This window comes from Mycobacterium sp. UM_WGJ (assembly GCF_000455125.1).
Lineage (GTDB): Bacteria > Actinomycetota > Actinomycetes > Mycobacteriales > Mycobacteriaceae > Mycobacterium.
Map to the genome: position 1 here is coordinate 150,703 of NZ_AUWR01000055.1, position 14,426 is coordinate 165,128.

Annotated in this window: 16 protein-coding genes; 12 read left to right on the forward strand and 4 right to left on the reverse strand. The window is 66.7% G+C overall.

Going from position 1 to position 14,426, the window contains the following annotated elements:
• Positions 1-5: 5 nt before the first annotated feature.
• Positions 6-974, reverse strand: a complete 969-nt coding sequence (locus N416_RS0116945; protein WP_036458296.1) for a D-2-hydroxyacid dehydrogenase — start codon at positions 972-974, stop codon at positions 6-8.
• Positions 975-1,055: 81 nt separating this feature from the next.
• Between N416_RS0116945 and N416_RS0116950 the strand changes: the two genes are divergently transcribed.
• Genes N416_RS0116950 through N416_RS0116960 form a run of 3 tightly spaced genes read left to right on the forward strand, consistent with a single transcriptional unit; the run spans position 1,056 to position 3,231 of the window.
• Entirely contained in the window at positions 1,056-1,823 is a 768-nt protein-coding gene (locus N416_RS0116950; RefSeq protein ID WP_024443296.1) for an Asp/Glu/hydantoin racemase, read from the forward strand.
• On the forward strand, positions 1,820-2,542 hold the full coding sequence (locus N416_RS0116955; RefSeq protein WP_024443297.1) for a maleate cis-trans isomerase: 723 nt from the start codon (positions 1,820-1,822) through the stop codon (positions 2,540-2,542). The genes N416_RS0116950 and N416_RS0116955 overlap by 4 nt, the downstream gene beginning before the upstream one ends.
• Positions 2,539-3,231 (forward strand): GntR family transcriptional regulator, encoded by a 693-nt coding sequence (locus tag N416_RS0116960; RefSeq protein ID WP_024443298.1) that lies wholly within the window; start codon positions 2,539-2,541, stop codon positions 3,229-3,231. Before N416_RS0116955 ends, N416_RS0116960 begins: the two co-directional genes overlap by 4 nt.
• A 3-nt stretch (positions 3,232-3,234) precedes the next feature.
• On the opposite strand, the gene N416_RS0116965 is transcribed toward N416_RS0116960, so the two are convergent.
• Complete coding sequence (locus N416_RS0116965; protein WP_024443299.1) at positions 3,235-4,041, reverse strand: IclR family transcriptional regulator; 807 nt, start codon at positions 4,039-4,041, stop codon at positions 3,235-3,237.
• Positions 4,042-4,163: 122 nt separating this feature from the next.
• Between N416_RS0116965 and N416_RS0116970 the strand changes: the two genes are divergently transcribed.
• From N416_RS0116970 to pcaC, 9 genes are read left to right on the forward strand one after another with little or no spacing between them, the layout of a single operon-like run.
• Positions 4,164-5,603, forward strand: a complete 1,440-nt coding sequence (locus N416_RS0116970; RefSeq protein WP_024443300.1) for an aromatic ring-hydroxylating dioxygenase subunit alpha — start codon at positions 4,164-4,166, stop codon at positions 5,601-5,603.
• The gene (locus N416_RS0116975; RefSeq protein WP_024443301.1) at positions 5,600-6,226 is read left to right on the forward strand and encodes a 3-phenylpropionate/cinnamic acid dioxygenase subunit beta; all 627 of its coding nucleotides are present in this window, start codon (positions 5,600-5,602) and stop codon (positions 6,224-6,226) included. Before N416_RS0116970 ends, N416_RS0116975 begins: the two co-directional genes overlap by 4 nt.
• A 17-nt stretch (positions 6,227-6,243) precedes the next feature.
• Positions 6,244-6,483: a hypothetical protein gene (locus tag N416_RS0116980; RefSeq protein ID WP_036458330.1), complete on the forward strand. Its 240-nt coding sequence runs from the start codon at positions 6,244-6,246 to the stop codon at positions 6,481-6,483.
• Positions 6,480-7,280: a 3-(cis-5,6-dihydroxycyclohexa-1,3-dien-1-yl)propanoate dehydrogenase gene (hcaB, locus tag N416_RS0116985; RefSeq protein WP_024443303.1), complete on the forward strand. Its 801-nt coding sequence runs from the start codon at positions 6,480-6,482 to the stop codon at positions 7,278-7,280. Before N416_RS0116980 ends, hcaB begins: the two co-directional genes overlap by 4 nt.
• Positions 7,277-8,005: a class II aldolase/adducin family protein gene (locus tag N416_RS0116990; RefSeq protein WP_024443304.1), complete on the forward strand. Its 729-nt coding sequence runs from the start codon at positions 7,277-7,279 to the stop codon at positions 8,003-8,005. The genes hcaB and N416_RS0116990 overlap by 4 nt, the downstream gene beginning before the upstream one ends.
• The gene (gene pcaH / locus N416_RS0116995; RefSeq protein ID WP_024443305.1) at positions 8,002-8,751 is read left to right on the forward strand and encodes a protocatechuate 3,4-dioxygenase subunit beta; all 750 of its coding nucleotides are present in this window, start codon (positions 8,002-8,004) and stop codon (positions 8,749-8,751) included. The genes N416_RS0116990 and pcaH overlap by 4 nt, the downstream gene beginning before the upstream one ends.
• Complete coding sequence (pcaG, locus tag N416_RS0117000; RefSeq protein ID WP_024443306.1) at positions 8,744-9,292, forward strand: protocatechuate 3,4-dioxygenase subunit alpha; 549 nt, start codon at positions 8,744-8,746, stop codon at positions 9,290-9,292. The genes pcaH and pcaG overlap by 8 nt, the downstream gene beginning before the upstream one ends.
• Positions 9,289-10,488, forward strand: coding sequence for a 3-carboxy-cis,cis-muconate cycloisomerase (gene pcaB, locus N416_RS0117005; protein ID WP_024443307.1), 1,200 nt, complete (start codon positions 9,289-9,291; stop codon positions 10,486-10,488). The genes pcaG and pcaB overlap by 4 nt, the downstream gene beginning before the upstream one ends.
• Complete coding sequence (pcaC, locus tag N416_RS0117010) at positions 10,485-11,642, forward strand: 4-carboxymuconolactone decarboxylase (protein WP_024443308.1); 1,158 nt, start codon at positions 10,485-10,487, stop codon at positions 11,640-11,642. Before pcaB ends, pcaC begins: the two co-directional genes overlap by 4 nt.
• Before the next feature lie 144 nt (positions 11,643-11,786).
• Here the strand turns inward: pcaC and N416_RS0117015 are convergent, their stop codons facing one another.
• Together N416_RS0117015 and serA are read right to left on the reverse strand one after the other, a co-directional pair.
• Positions 11,787-12,803 carry a 3-isopropylmalate dehydrogenase gene (locus N416_RS0117015; protein ID WP_024443309.1) on the reverse strand — a complete coding sequence of 339 codons (1,017 nt, stop codon included), beginning with the start codon at positions 12,801-12,803 and terminating at the stop codon, positions 11,787-11,789.
• Entirely contained in the window at positions 12,800-14,386 is a 1,587-nt protein-coding gene (serA, locus tag N416_RS0117020; protein ID WP_024443310.1) for a phosphoglycerate dehydrogenase, read from the reverse strand. Before serA ends, N416_RS0117015 begins: the two co-directional genes overlap by 4 nt.
• Positions 14,387-14,426 lie beyond the last annotated feature (40 nt).

Consider the following 14,426-nt stretch of genomic DNA (forward strand, 5'->3'; position numbering starts at 1 on the left):
CCCCCTCACCCGGTTCCGCTGGATGCGTACCGGGTCATCTGCTTGTCGACGACGTTGTGCAGTGGCTGCCCAGCGAGATATCGCTTGAAGTTGGCGATGAACTGCTGCTGCAAGAGACTCCGCCAACCCCGGATGTCACCGCTGTTGTGTGGCGTCAGGCTGACGTTGGGCGCACTCCACAGCGGATGATCGGCAGGAAGCGGCTCCGGTTCGACGACATCGAGGGCCGCCCCGGCAATGACGCCGTTCTGCAGCGCCGCCACCAGCGCGCCGGTGTCCACCAGCTCGCCGCGCCCCACGTTGATCAGGCGCGCCGTCGGCCGCATCGCGTCAAGCACCCCGGCCTCGACCATGCCCCGGGTCTGCGCCGTCAATGGGGCGGCGAGCACCACATAGTCGGCGTCGGCGACTGCGGCGAGCACATCGGTGGTGATCGAGCCGAAGTCGGGATCCTCGCGGGCGCTGCGGCCCACGCCGCGCACCGACATGCCAACGGCTCGCAGCAACCGGGCGACGGCCCGCCCTACCGGGCCCGGCCCGATGATGGTCACAGATGCGCCGGCGATCGGCTCGCTGTCGAAGTGCTCCCACCGGTGGACACGCTGAGCCTCCCCGGAGCGCCGGAAGTCCTTGGCGAAGGCCAGGATCTGGCCCAGCACGTACTCGGCAATGGGTTCCTCGAATATGCCGCGCGAATTGGTGACCACGACATCGCTGTCGACCAGCTCTTCGAAGAGCACGGCGTCCACGCCGATCGCGGCGACCTGGACCCAGCGCAGCGCCTCGGCGGAAGGCCACACCGATTCCAGTGCGGGAGAGGAGAAGTCATACAAGAAGAGCACGTCGGCGCCGACAATTCCGTCGGCCAGCCGCGATGACGGAACCATGCGCAACTCCGCGTCTGCACTGATCGAATCGAGTTGGGCGGGAACCGACTCACCGTGCTGGACGGTCACCACCGGCCGCGCGTCCACATTGACACCGTAGAAACAGATCGTATGATTGTCAACAATCCAGGGCTGGCCTGGGGGTGGAACGTCGGTATGGGGAAACCCATGGATCTGTCCCAGTTTCCGGAACTGCCGGAGTTCGACGGGCCGGTTGATCAGCGCGGTGTCGGCATCATCGCGCCGTTCGACCTGGCCATCGAACGCGAACTGTGGCGCTGGATCCCCGCCGAGGTGACGCTGCACCTGGCCCGTACTCACTACGAACCGGTCCCGGTCAGCCGGGCCATGGCCGAGCTGGTGTCTGACACCAACCACCTACAGGCGGCGACCCGAGACGTGCTGCACGTCGAACCAGAGGTGGTTGCCTATCTGTGCTCGTCAGGCAGCTTCATCCACGGCGTCGAGTATGAGAAGACGCTGGTCTCTGCGATCGAGGCGGCCGGCGCCAAGGCGGCGGTCACCACATCGGGAGCACTGGCCGAAGCCGTTATCGCACTGGACATCTCGCGGATCAGCGTGCTGACCCCCTACGACGAAGAGCTGACCGACTTGTTGCGGGTGTTCTTGAATCAGCTCGGGGTGTCCGTGCTGCACTCGGATCATCTGGGGCTGGGCGGGGGGATCTGGAAAGTCAACTACCGCACCGTGGCCGAACGGATCCTGGCCGCCGATCGCCCGGACTCGCAGGCCATCTTCGTCAGCTGCACCAACCTGCGGACCTACGACATCGTCGCGCCGCTGGAGCAGATGCTGGGCAAGCCGATCCTCACCGCCAATCAACTCACGATGTGGGCGTGCTTGGGCCGGATGGACCTGCCGATGATGGGCCCCGGCCAGTGGCTCCGCGACGTCTTCACCGGAGCCCCGCAGTGACCGCCGCACCACCCACCGTCGGGTTCATCTATCCCGACCACGCCGCCGAGTCCGACTACCCGCGCGCAGCTCGGTTGCTGGACATGCACCTGCCCGTGGCGCACATCTACGGCACCGACCTGCACGCCGTGCCAGAGCTGATGGATCTCGGCAGCCCTGACAAACTCGCCCGCGGGGCGGCATTGCTGGCGCCGCAGCGGCCCGCCGCGGTGGTCTGGGCGTGTACATCGGGCAGCTTCGTGTTCGGCCCCACGGGCGCGGCCGAGCAGGTCGAGCAGCTGGCGTCGGAAGCGGGCGTGCCCGCCTCGAGCACCTCGTTCGCGTTCGTGCACGCGTTGGCCGCGCTCGGTTGCCGTCACGTCGCGGTGGCGGCCAGCTATCCGCGCGACATCGCCGAGTTGTTCGTGAACTTTGTTGCCGCCCATGGCGTCACCGTCGAAGCCATGGGCGACGCCGGCATCCCCACCGCCGCAGAGGTGGGCCGGCTGACGCCGAATCAGGTCCGGGACTTGGCGCTGCGCAATGATTGTCCCCGGGCGGACGCACTGTTGATTCCCGACACCGCCATGCACACCGTCGACCAGGTCGACGAAATCGAGCAACTGCTGGGCAAGCCGGTACTGACCGCTAACGCGGTGACGGTGTGGGAAGGTTTGCGCATCGCCGGGATAACCCGGCGGACCGCCGGGCTGGGCGCATTGTTCGAGGATGGGCGATGACAATCTCACACGATGCCGCGTTCGAGCCACTGAGCCGAGCTTCGACGGCAGAGTTGATCGCCGAACGACTGCGGGAGGCGATCACCCGCGGCCGGCTGTTGCCGGGTCAGCAGCTCGGTGAAGCGAGTCTGGCCGCGCAGTTTGCGGTGTCGCGTGGACCGGTACGGGAGGCGATGCAGCGGCTGGTGGCCGAAGGGTTGCTGCGCAGCGAACGCAACCGAGGCATCTTCGTCGTCGAACTCACCGATGACGACGTCCGCGACGTGTATCAGGCCCGCAAGGCGATCGAACGCGCCGCCGTGATCGAAGTGCTCCACGGTGACCCCCGCGGAGCGGCGGCGCGGTTGCGTGGTCCGGTGGAGGCCCTGCGGGTGGCCGCCGCCCACGGCGACGGCACCGCTGCGGCCGACGCCGACCAGGCGTTCCATGAGGTGCTGGTCGAGTGTGCCGGCAGCCCTCGCCTGCACCGCGCGATGCGGACCCTGCTGTCGGAAACTCGAATCCTGCTCGGAGAACTCGAAGAGGCCTACCCCGACCTACGCGAACAGGTGACCGAACATGTCGTGCTGCGCAAGGCGATCGGTGCCGGAGACGAAGATCTGGCGATCCGACTGATCGATGAGCACATGGACGATGCGGTACGTCGGCTGTTGGCGCGGCGGGCGCAGCTGCTCTTGGCCTCGCCGTAGCACCTAGCCGATCTGTGCGCCTATCTCTTTGGCCGCCTCGACCAGCACAGCGGCCACCCCTTGGTACTGCGAAATACTCAGACGGTGAACGGGCGCTGCGGCATTGAGCGCCAGCAGCACACCCGGCGCACGCGCGGGAATCGGCACCGCAACCGAGGCGACGCCGTCCTCACTGCCCTCCCGGTTCACCGCGTAGCCCTGTTGTCGTATCCGACCGAGCTCGCGGTGCAGCTCCGTCCTGGTGCCTACCGAATGTGTCGTCACACGCTGCAGCTCTTCGGTGGGATACAGCCGGGCGATGTCGGCGTCAGACAGGCGCGCCAGTAGCGCCTTGCCGGTCGAGGTGCAATGCGCCGGCATGGTGCGTCCCAGCCGTGAGGCAACCCGCACCGCAGCCTGCCCCTCGGCAGCCGCGATGAAGCGGACGTTGGAGCCCTCAAGCACGCCAAGGTGCACCGACTCGTTGAGACATTCACTGAGGCGCAGTAGTACCGGCTTTGCCGCACCCTCGATGTCGATGCGGTTGAACACCGAGAACGCCACGCTCATCAGCGCGGGCCCGGGGTGATACGCCTTGGACGCCGGATCCTGGCGCACAAAGCCCCGGTACTGCAGCATCGCCAACAGCCGGTGGGCAGTGGAGGATGCGACGCCCAAGTGGTTCGCCGCGTCGGTCAAGCGGATCTGCGGCTGCTCCCCCAGCAGCAGCAGCAGCTTCAGCGCCCGGTCCACCGATCCGATCGGGTACTGCGGCACACCCCCGTCCGGGGCCGCGTCGCCCGGCGACCAACCAGGCTCGTCTTTCTGCATAGCAGAGACACTACCCAGCGTTGTTGACCTTTAAGCGGGAATCCTGGCAAAGTTTTCGCCACAGCCCCGGGACTTTCTCTGCATAACAGATATCTTGGGTTCTCAAGACTGGAGACGCATCGATGAGTGATCACCGGCATGTCCTCGATGAGGTCAGGCGGGGCATGATCCCGGCGCACATCTACAACGACGCTGAGATCTTCGAACTCGAGAAGGAGCGGCTCTTCCGTCGCGCCTGGATGTTCGTCGCGCATGAGTCGGAGATCCCCCAAGACGGCGACTACGTCGTGCGACGCCTGCTCAACGACTCCTTCATCATTGCGCGCGACTCCAAGGGCGACGTGCGGGCCATGTTCAACATGTGCCTGCATCGCGGGATGCAGATCTGCCGCGCCGAGATGGGCAATGCCTCCAATTTCCGATGTCCCTACCACGGCTGGTCGTATCGCAACGACGGGCGCATCACCGGCTTGCCCTTCCACCAAGAGGCCTATGGCGGCGAGGCCGGCTTTTCCAAGCGCGGCCAGACTCTGTTGCCCGCACCGAGTCTCGCCAGTTACAACGGCCTGATCTTCATCAGCCTTGACCCGCAGGCTCCCCCGCTCGAGGACTTTCTCGGCGACTTCAAGTTCTATCTCGACTTCTACACCAGGCAGAGCCGCAGCGGCCTCGAGGTGCGCGGCCCGCAACGGTGGCGCATCAAGGCGAACTGGAAGATCGGCGTCGAGAATTTCGCCGGCGACATGTATCACACCCCGCACACCCACGCCTCTGTCGTCGATATCGGGCTATTTCGGGAACCGAAGGCGCAGAAGCGCAAAGACGGCGCGACGTACTGGGCGACCTGCGGCGGAGGTACCACCTACAAGCTGCCGCCCGGCGACTTCGAGGAACGGATGCGCTACGTCGGCTATCCCGACGAAATGGTGGGGCGCATCAAGGACGTGTGGTCGGCCGACCACCAGCGCATGGTCGCCGACGACGGCTTCATGATCTCGGCGGCATCCTGTTTTCCTAACATGAGCCTGGTTCACAACTGGCCGAAGATCCAGGACAGCGAAGATGTGTTGCCGTTCATCTCGATCCGCACCTGGCAGCCGATCAGTGAGAACGAAACCGAGGTGTACTCGTGGTTTGCGGTCGATGCGGCCGCCCCCGAGCAGTTCAAGAAAGACTCCTACAAGGCCTACCTGATGTGCTTTGGCTCCACGGGCATGTTCGAACAGGATGACGTGGAGAACTGGGTGTCGCTGACCAACACCGCTGCCGGTTCCATGGCCCGTCAACTGTTGCTCAACGGCCGGATGGGCCTGCTCGCCGACGACACCCCCGTGGTCAACGCCTTGCCACCTGAGCTGTTCCATGGCCCAGGCACCGCTCAAGTCGGCTACAACGAGAACAACCAGCGCGAGATCCTTCGGATGTGGGCCGATCACCTCCAAATGAGCCCGGTGGCGACCGACACCGCAGCGATGGGCACACAGCGCGAAGGAATCACCCCCCTCGTGCAGACCAACGGCACGTCGGCGTGCGATGCCGGCTGCGAGGAGGCCCGGGTATGACGTCCGCCGAGAAAAGCCAGCGGCCCGGGTTCGCCCGGCCAAAAGATGCCCGCGGCCCGTGGGAGCTTGCAGTTCTTGGTGAGCATGCACCCAAGCAGCTCCGTACCGGTAAGCCCTTGCCGTTCAACGACACCCGACACCTGCAGGCGCACCAGTTCTTGGTCGACGAGGCCTATCTACTCGACGCACAGCAGTACACCGAATGGCTTGACACCCTCACCGAGGACATCCATTACTTCATGCCCGTCCGGGTGACGACCGCCTCGGGAGCTGGATTCGACACTTCGCCGGGCATGGCTCATTTCGATGAGAACAAATACTCGTTGAACCGGCGCGTCGCGCGCTTTGCGACCGAGCACGCCTGGACCGAAGATCCGCCGTCACGGCTGCGCCATCACATCACCAACGTTCGCACCTTCGCCTGCGAGGACGACCAGCACCTGATCGTCGAGTCAGCCGAGCTGCTGTTCCGCAGCCGCGGCGATGTGAACGAGGCGGCGTTCGTCTCCTGCGGCCGGGAAGACCTGCTGCGGCGCACAGATGACCAGTGGAAGTTGGCGCGGCGCACCATCTATGTCGATGAGTCGGTGCTGCGTATGCAGAATCTGGCGGTCTTCCTGTGAGCGCACTCGATGACCTCATGGCCAATACGGTCGGTGACGCCATAACCATCGCCAACGAGTTCACCGAAGTGACGCTGCACCGGGTCGATACCCGCAACGGGTCGCGGCTGTTGATCACATCGCCGAAGTCGGGGCAATGGATCAGTCTCGACGCGCTGGAATTGGAGGCATTGACCTGGCAGAACGCCTACACTCTGGCGGCGATGGTGGGCAACATGCACCAACCGCTCCTCTCCGACGACAGTGACCTGCCGTGACGCGATGGCTGGACGGTAAGCGGGCCCTCGTCGTCGGCGCCGGCTCAGGAATCGGTCGAGCAGTCGTCGACGCCTATCTCGACGAGGGAGCCCAGGTCGCGGTGTTGGAACGCGATCAGTCGAAGTGCGCTGCCTTGGCAAGTCAGTTGCCGAGAGTCCCGGTGACACAGGGAGATGCCACGACTGCCGAGGCCAACGAGCGTGCTGTCACTACCGCCGTTGCGGCGTTCGGCGGCCTCGACACGCTGGTCAACTGCGTGGGGATCTTCGACTTCTACAAGGGAATCACCGATATCTCGACCGACGAGCTGGAGCCGGCGTTCGACGAGATGTTCAAGACCAACGTCCTGAGTCAGCTGCAGTCGGTGAAAGCCGCTCTCCCAGCACTTCAGGCCCAAGAGCGGTCATCGATCGTTCTCACCGAGTCCGCGTCATCGTTCTATCCCGGTCGCGGCGGCGTACTTTACGTCGCGTCGAAGTTCGCCGTGCGCGGCCTGGTCAGCACGCTCGCCTACGAGCTCGCCCCGCACATCCGGGTCAACGGCGTTGCGCCGGGCGGAACGTTGAACACCGACTTACGCGGTTTGCAGAACCTCTCGCTCGACCATATCCGCCTGGACGACACCCCCGACCGGGCACGCGATCTCGCGGCCCGCACCCCGCTCAACGTCGCACTCACTCCGCAGGACCACGCCTGGAGCTATGTCTTCTTGGCATCAGACCGGTCCCGCGGTATCACGGCCGGAACCACACATCCCGACGGTGGATTCGGGATGACCACCGGAGGTACCGCGTGACCGCCGACGATCTGGCGCCACTGAGGCTGGAGGTGGCGCAGGCCTGCCGAGTCGCTGCCGCCCGAGGTCTGGTGGACGGCATTCTCGGACACATCAGTGCCAGGGTCGACGAACAACACCTACTCGTGCGGTGCCGCAGCGACTCCGACGACGGCGTGGCATTCACCCGTCCCGGCGACATTCGGCTCATCCGCTTTGACGGAACACCGGGCATGCCAGGCGAACTGGACGGATACCGGGTGCCCAACGAGCTGCCGATCCACGTCGAGACCCTGCTGGCCCATCCCGAACACCGGGCAGTGGCCCACCTGCACCCACCGGCCGTCGTGGCCGCCGACCTGGCGGGCATCACGATCGAACCCATCTACGGGGCCTTCGACATCCCTGGCGCGTGGCTCGCGCGCCGCGGCGTCCCGGTGTACCCGCGGGCCGTGTTGATCCGCACCGCAGAACTCGGTAGGGAGATGGTCGCAGCCATGGCCGGCAAGCCGGTGGTGATCTGTCGCGGCCATGGAATCACCAGCGCCGCTGCCACGGTTCGCCAGGCTGTCCTGCAGGCGATCAGCGTGGACCAGCTGGCTTCGATGTCACTGCGGATCCGCTGCGCGGGCGGCACGCCAAGGCCGATCGACGAGGCAGATTGGGCAGACCTGCCCGACCTCGGCCCCGCGTTCACCGCAGATGCCGCCTGGCGCCATGAACTGGCCCGGTTGGAGCGCCCGTGACAGGCCAGGAGCAGATCAGCGCGGAGATCGCGACAATCCAGGCCACGTACTCGCGCGGCGGCGTTGAGGAGAGCCAGCCGAGGCTGGACTACCCACCCTACCGCAGCAGCGTTCTTCGCCATCCCAAACGGGCCCTACACCTGGTCGATCCAGAGGCCGTGGAGCTGGTGGGGCCCTGTTTCGGCCGAGACGACGTCGCCCTGCTCGACGCCGATCTGACGATCCAACACGCCGGCACACCGATCGGTGAACGCACCGTGGTGACCGGGCGGATCGTCGACGGCGACGGCAGGCCGGTACGCCGCCAACTCGTCGAGATCTGGCAGGCCAACGCCAGCGGCCGCTACATCCATCAGGGTGATCAACATCCCGCACCGTTGGACCCCAATTTCACCGGAACGGGGCGTTGTCTGACCGATGACGATGGGTTCTACCGGTTCACCACGATCAAGCCCGGCCCGTACCCCTGGCGCAACCACCACAACGCCTGGCGTCCCGCGCATATCCATTTCTCCTTGTTCGGAACCGATTTCACGCAGCGGATGATCACGCAGATGTACTTTCCGGGCGACCCGCTGTGCCCGCTGGACCCGATCTATCAGTCGATCACCGACCCCAAGGCCCGTGATCGACTGGTCGCCGTCTACGACCACGACATCACCAGCCACGAATGGGCCACCGGCTACCGGTGGGACATCGTGCTCACCGGCACAGCCGCAACGCCGTTCGAGGGTCACAATGACTGAGCTGATGGCCACGCCCGGACAGACCATCGGCCCGTTCTTCGGCTATGCGTTGCCGTTCGAACGCGGCAACGAACTCGTGCCTCCCGGCTCGGCCGGTGCCATCGAACTGCACGGCACTGTCACCGACGGCGCCGGGGCGCCCGTTCCCGATGCACTGGTGGAGATCTGGCAGGCCGATGCGGGCGGCGCCGTGGCGCGGGCCAGTTCGCTTCGCCGCGACGGCCACCACTTCGGCGGATGGGGACGAACCTCGACAGATACCAGCGGCCACTTCAGCTTCACGACGGTGCGACCTGGGGCGCTCCCCCCGTCGTCACCGTTCATTGCCGTCGCCGTGTTTGCGCGGGGCCTGCTGAACCGATTGTTCACCCGTGCCTATCTGCCCGGCGACCATCTCCACGCAGATCGCTTGCTGAATTCCGTGGCGGCTGATCGTCGACATACGCTCATCGCGGTGCCCGACGAGCAGGGCTTACGGTTCGATATCAGGTTGCAGGGCGCCGACGAGACGGTATTCCTGCGCTATCGGGGGCAACCATGACCGACGTGTTGTGGCCCGGCGATCACCGGGCCGGGCCGATCTTCAGCGACGCGGCATACCTGGCTGCGATGCTGCGGGTCGAAAACGCCTGGCTCGCTGCGCTTGTCGATGCTGGTATCGCGCCTGAGGCGGCGCGGGCCGACCTGACTGCGGCGATCTCGGCAGCGGACGCGGACGCGATCGCCGTGGCCGCCGAGGCGACCGGCAACCCGGTTCCCGGTCTGCTCGATCTGCTTCGCGAACGCACCGATGGCGAACCTGCACGCTGGCTGCACCGCGGCCTGACCAGTCAGGACGTCATCGACACCGCATTGATGCTCTGCCTGCGCGACGCATTGGATCGGGTTCACAACGAGCTCGGGCAGCAAGTACGCACCGTGGCCGCACTGTCGGCGACATACCGCGACAGTCCCATGCTTGCCCGCACCTTGACGCAGCCCGCATTGCCGACCACCGTCGGCATGAAGTTCGCCCACTGGCTGAGCGGACTTTTGGATGGCGCCGACTGTGTCGCCGCACTGCCGCAGCTGCCGGTACAGGCAGGCGGCGCCGCGGGCACCATGGCCGCTGCCGCCGAGTTAGCGGGTTCACCCACCGATGCGATGCGCCTGTCCAGACGGCTGGCCGCGGCCCTCGGCCTTGCTGACAGCCCGCCGTGGCACACGACTCGCTCCGTCATCACCCGCGCGGGCGACGCGTTGGTGACATGTTGCGACGCGTGGGCCCACATCGCCAATGATGTTGCGATGGGCAGCAGGCCCGAGATCGGTGAATTGTCCGAGGGCCGTGGCGGCGGTTCGTCGACGATGCCGCACAAGAACAATCCGGTGTTGTCCGTGCTGATCCGCCGCGCCGGCTTGGCGGCACCGCCGCTGGCCGCCAGCCTGCACGCCGCTTCGGCAGGCAGCATCGATGAGCGTTCCGACGGTGGCTGGCACGCCGAATGGGCGGCCCTGCGGACCTTGTCCCGCTATGCCGTCGTAGCTGCCGCGCAGACAACAGATCTGCTGGCGGGGCTGGTCATCGACACCGATCGCGCCGCGGCCAACCTTGCTGCTGCCGGCGACCTGCTCGGCGAGCAGCGGGCGATGAACGAACTGATCGGGAAGACCACCCGGGGCGACTACACCGGGGCCGCAAGCCATCTCATCGATGCTGTGCTGCAGCGCGCACACCCCTGGATGGAGACACCATGAGCGTGCCACGGCTGGTCGGTACTGATTTCGGCGGACCGCCGAACGCAGACCTGATTCTGCTCGGGCCATCGCTCGGGACATCGGCAACCGCCCTGTGGGGCTTAGCCGCTGAACAGCTCGCCCAGCGGCTGCGCGTCATCGCGTGGGACCTTCCCGGCCACGGACGCAGCCCGGCAGCTGCCTTCCGGATGCCAGACCTGGCGGCAGGTGTACTGGCCTTGGTGGACGAGATCTCGCCGCGCGCGGCGTTCCATTACGCCGGCAATTCGATCGGCGGTGCGGTCGGTCTGCAGCTGCTGCTCGATGCCCCCGAGCGGCTGTCGAGCGCCACGCTGCAATGCACCGGCGCCGCCATCGGTCGGGCAGCGGAGTGGGCGACCCGTGCCGCCACCGTGCGCACCTCGGGCACCGGCGCGGTCGTCGAGGCTTCCCTGCAGCGCTGGTTCGCACCCGGTTTCATCGATCGAGCGCCCGGGCTGGTCGCGGCACTGGCGGATGCACTGCGCGGCACCGACGACGAATCCTATGCCCAAGCATGCGAGGCACTGGCCGACTTCGATGTCACCGGACGACTCGGTCAGATCGCTGCACCGGTGCTGGCCATCGCCGGCTCCCATGACGGCGCTACTCCCCCGGAGTCGCTGGGGCGCATCGCTTCCGGTGTCCAACACGGACGCCTGGTGGTGCTCGACGATGTCGGCCACCTGGCACCCGTCGAGGCGCCCGAGGCGACGGTCAACCTCATTCTCGCCCATCTGATGGTGCGGGATCCGGTCTACACCGCAGGTATGGCGGTGCGCCGACAGGTCCTGGGCGACGAACACGTCGACCGCGCGATCGCAGGCACTACCGAGTTCACCGCCGACTTTCAGGACCTGATCACTCGCTATGCGTGGGGCAACATCTGGACCCGCGAAGGCCTCGACCGGCGCAGCCGTTCGATCGTCACCCTGACCGCCCTGGTCTCTCGGGGCCATCATGAAGAGCTGGCCATGCATCTGCGCGCGGCGCGCCGCAACGGCCTGAGCAACGACGAGATCAAAGAGGTGCTGTTGCAGACCGCCATCTATTGCGGTGTACCCGAAGCCAATACGGCGTTCCGCATCGCCGCACAGGTGCTTGCCGACTACGGCAACGCCGCGGACACCGAGTGAGTCGCACCATAGTCTGCGACACTGCTGTCTTCGGCACCACCGCTGCTGACCTCGTGGCGAGGTTGCCGGTCAGTTTGGGCTAGGCCAGCGCGCTATCGGCGCTACTGCGGCCCAAGCCAATTGGACCGCACCGCCAGAGAAGCGTCAGAGCAGGCTCAGGATCCGGTCGCCGGTGGCGACGGTGGACAGCTTCTGCCCACCGCGGGTAGCAAGGTGCTGCTCGACGGCAGCATCGACCCGGGCCGCCGCCTCATGCTCACCGATGTGGTTGAGCAGCATGGCCACCGACGTCACCGCCGCGGTCGGGTCCGCGATGCCCTGGCCGGCGATGTCGGGTGCGCTGCCGTGCACCGGCTCGAACATCGACGGGTTGGCACCGGTGGCATCGATGTTGCCGCTGGCCGCCAACCCGATTCCCCCGCAGACGGCACCCGCGAGGTCAGTGATGATGTCGCCGAACAGGTTGTCGCTGACGATCACGTCGAACCGGCCGGGGTCAGTGACCATGTAGATCGTGGCGGCGTCGACGTGGGTGTAGGCGGTCTCGACGTCGGGGTAGTCCTTGGCGATCTCGGCCACCGTCCGGGTCCACAACGATCCGGCGTAGGCCAGCACGTTGTTCTTATGCACCAGGGTCAAGTGCTTACGCCGGGCGCGAGCCTTCTCGAAGGCGAATCGGACCACCCGGGCCACCCCGAACGCGGTGTTGACGCTGACTTCGGTGGCGACCTCGTGGGGGGTGCCGACCCGCAGCGCCCCGCCGTTGCCGGTGTAGGGACCCTCGGTGCCTTCGCGCACCACCAGGAAGTCGATCTCCGGCGGATCGGCCAGCGGGCTGGACACTCCCGGGTACAGCCGGCTGGGACGCAGGTTGACGTGGTGGTCCAGGGCGAAACGGGCGTGCAGCAGCAGACCGCGCTCCAGCACACCCGACGGCACTGAGGGGTCACCGATCGCGCCGAGCAGGATCACGTCGTGGCCGCGGATCTCCTCCAGCACCGAGTCCGGCAGGACCTCGCCGGTGGCGTGATAGCGCTTGGCCCCCAGGTCGTATTCGGTCTTCTCGGTGCCCGGGAGCACCGCGTCGAGCACCTTGACAGCCTCGGCGATGACCTCCGGGCCGATCCCGTCGCCGGGAATGACAGCGAGCTTGAGGCTCATGACAGGTCTACCTCTTCAATCTTGTTAGCGCCGACCGCAGCAGTGATCGCCGATTGCACGTCGGCGGGCACCTGGCGGTCGACCCGCAGCAGGACCGTCGCCGCCGGACCTTCGGCGTCCTCGGACAGTTGCGCGGCGTGGATGTTGATGCCCGCCGAGCCCAGCAGAGTGCCGATCTTGCCGAGCGCGCCAGGCTGGTCGGAGTAGTTGATGATCAGATTGACGCCCTGGGCCCGCAGGTCGAAGTGCCGGCCGTTGATCTCGACGATCTTCTCCACCTGCTGGGTGCCGGACAGCGTGCCGGCAACGGTGACGGACCCACCCTCGGCGGTGACCGCCTTGAGCTCGACGACGCTTCGGTGGTTGGGGCTTTCGGTGGCGGTGCCGATCTCGGCGTCGACACCGCGTTCGGCGGCCAGTGCCGGCGCATTGACGAAGGTCACCGGGTCTTCGATCACCGCCGAGAACAGACCCCGCAACGCCGACAAGCGCAGCACCCCTACGTCTTCGGAGGCCAGCTCACCGCGCACCTGCACCGACAGCGACACCGGCAGCCCGTCGGAGAGCGCCCCCGCCAGCAGGCCGAGCTTGCGCACCAGGTCCAGCCAGAGCGCGACTTCCTCGCTGACCGCGCCACCACCGACGTTGACCGCGTCGGGAACGAATTCACCGGCCAGCGCCAGCTTCACGCTCTTGGCGACGTCGGTGCCTGCCCGGTCCTGGGCCTCGGCGGTCGAGGCGCCCAGGTGCGGGGTCACCACCACCTGCGGCAGGTCGAACAGCGGCGAGTCGGTGCACGGTTCGGTGGCGAAGACGTCCAACCCGGCGGCCCGGACATGTCCGCTGGTGATCGCCTCGGCCAGTGCCGCCTCATCGATCAGCCCGCCGCGGGCCGCGTTGACGATGATCACCCCCGGCTTGGTCTTGGCCAGGTTTTCCTTGCCGATCAGACCCGCGGTCTCGGGCGTCTTCGGCAGGTGCACGGAGATGAAGTCGGCGCGGCCCAGCAGTTCGTCGAGGGGCAGCAGCTCGATGCCGAGCTGGGCGGCGCGGGCCGCCGACACGTACGGGTCGTAGGCGACGATGTGGGCGCCGAACGCGGCCAGCCGCTGGGCTACCAGCTGTCCGATGCGCCCCAGGCCGACCACGCCGACGGTGTGGTCATAGATCTCGGTGCCAGAGAACGACGACCGCTTCCACTGCTTGGCGTGCAGCGAGGCGTCGGCGGCCGGGATCTCGCGGGCGGCGGCGAGCATCAGCGCGATCGCATGCTCGGCGGCGCTGTGGATGTTCGAGGTCGGGGCGTTGACCACCAGCACGCCTCGGGCGGTGGCAGCCTCGACGTCGACGTTGTCCAGGCCGACCCCGGCGCGCGCCACGATCTTGAGTTTGGTGCCGGCCGCGAGGACCTCGGCGTCGACGGTGGTGGCCGAGCGCACCAGCAGCGCATCCGCCTCCGGGACCGCGGCCAGCAGCTTTTCCCGGTCCGGGCCGTCCACCCAGCGAACCTCGACCTGGTCGCCGAGGGCGGCGACGGTGGATTGGGCGAGTTTGTCAGCGATCAATACCACGGGCAGAGTCACCCGGACAGCCTAGTGGCCGGTTGCAAGCCCGGCGGAGCCG

Bases quoted from the DNA above. Each gene is read 5' to 3' on its own strand.
- N416_RS0116965 (WP_024443299.1), bottom strand. From the start codon at position 4,041: ATGCAGAAAGACGAGCCTGGTTGGTCGCCGGGCGACGCGGCCCCGGAC.
- pcaG (WP_024443306.1), top strand. From the start codon at position 8,744: ATGACTGAGCTGATGGCCACGCCCGGACAGACCATCGGCCCGTTCTTC.
- N416_RS0116980 (WP_036458330.1), top strand. From the start codon at position 6,244: ATGGCCAATACGGTCGGTGACGCCATAACCATCGCCAACGAGTTCACC.
- N416_RS0117015 (WP_024443309.1), bottom strand. From the start codon at position 12,803: ATGAGCCTCAAGCTCGCTGTCATTCCCGGCGACGGGATCGGCCCGGAG.
- N416_RS0116975 (WP_024443301.1), top strand. From the start codon at position 5,600: ATGACGTCCGCCGAGAAAAGCCAGCGGCCCGGGTTCGCCCGGCCAAAA.
- N416_RS0116960 (WP_024443298.1), top strand. From the start codon at position 2,539: ATGACAATCTCACACGATGCCGCGTTCGAGCCACTGAGCCGAGCTTCG.
- N416_RS0116970 (WP_024443300.1), top strand. From the start codon at position 4,164: ATGAGTGATCACCGGCATGTCCTCGATGAGGTCAGGCGGGGCATGATC.
- pcaC (WP_024443308.1), top strand. From the start codon at position 10,485: ATGAGCGTGCCACGGCTGGTCGGTACTGATTTCGGCGGACCGCCGAAC.
- pcaB (WP_024443307.1), top strand. From the start codon at position 9,289: ATGACCGACGTGTTGTGGCCCGGCGATCACCGGGCCGGGCCGATCTTC.
- N416_RS0116950 (WP_024443296.1), top strand. From the start codon at position 1,056: ATGGATCTGTCCCAGTTTCCGGAACTGCCGGAGTTCGACGGGCCGGTT.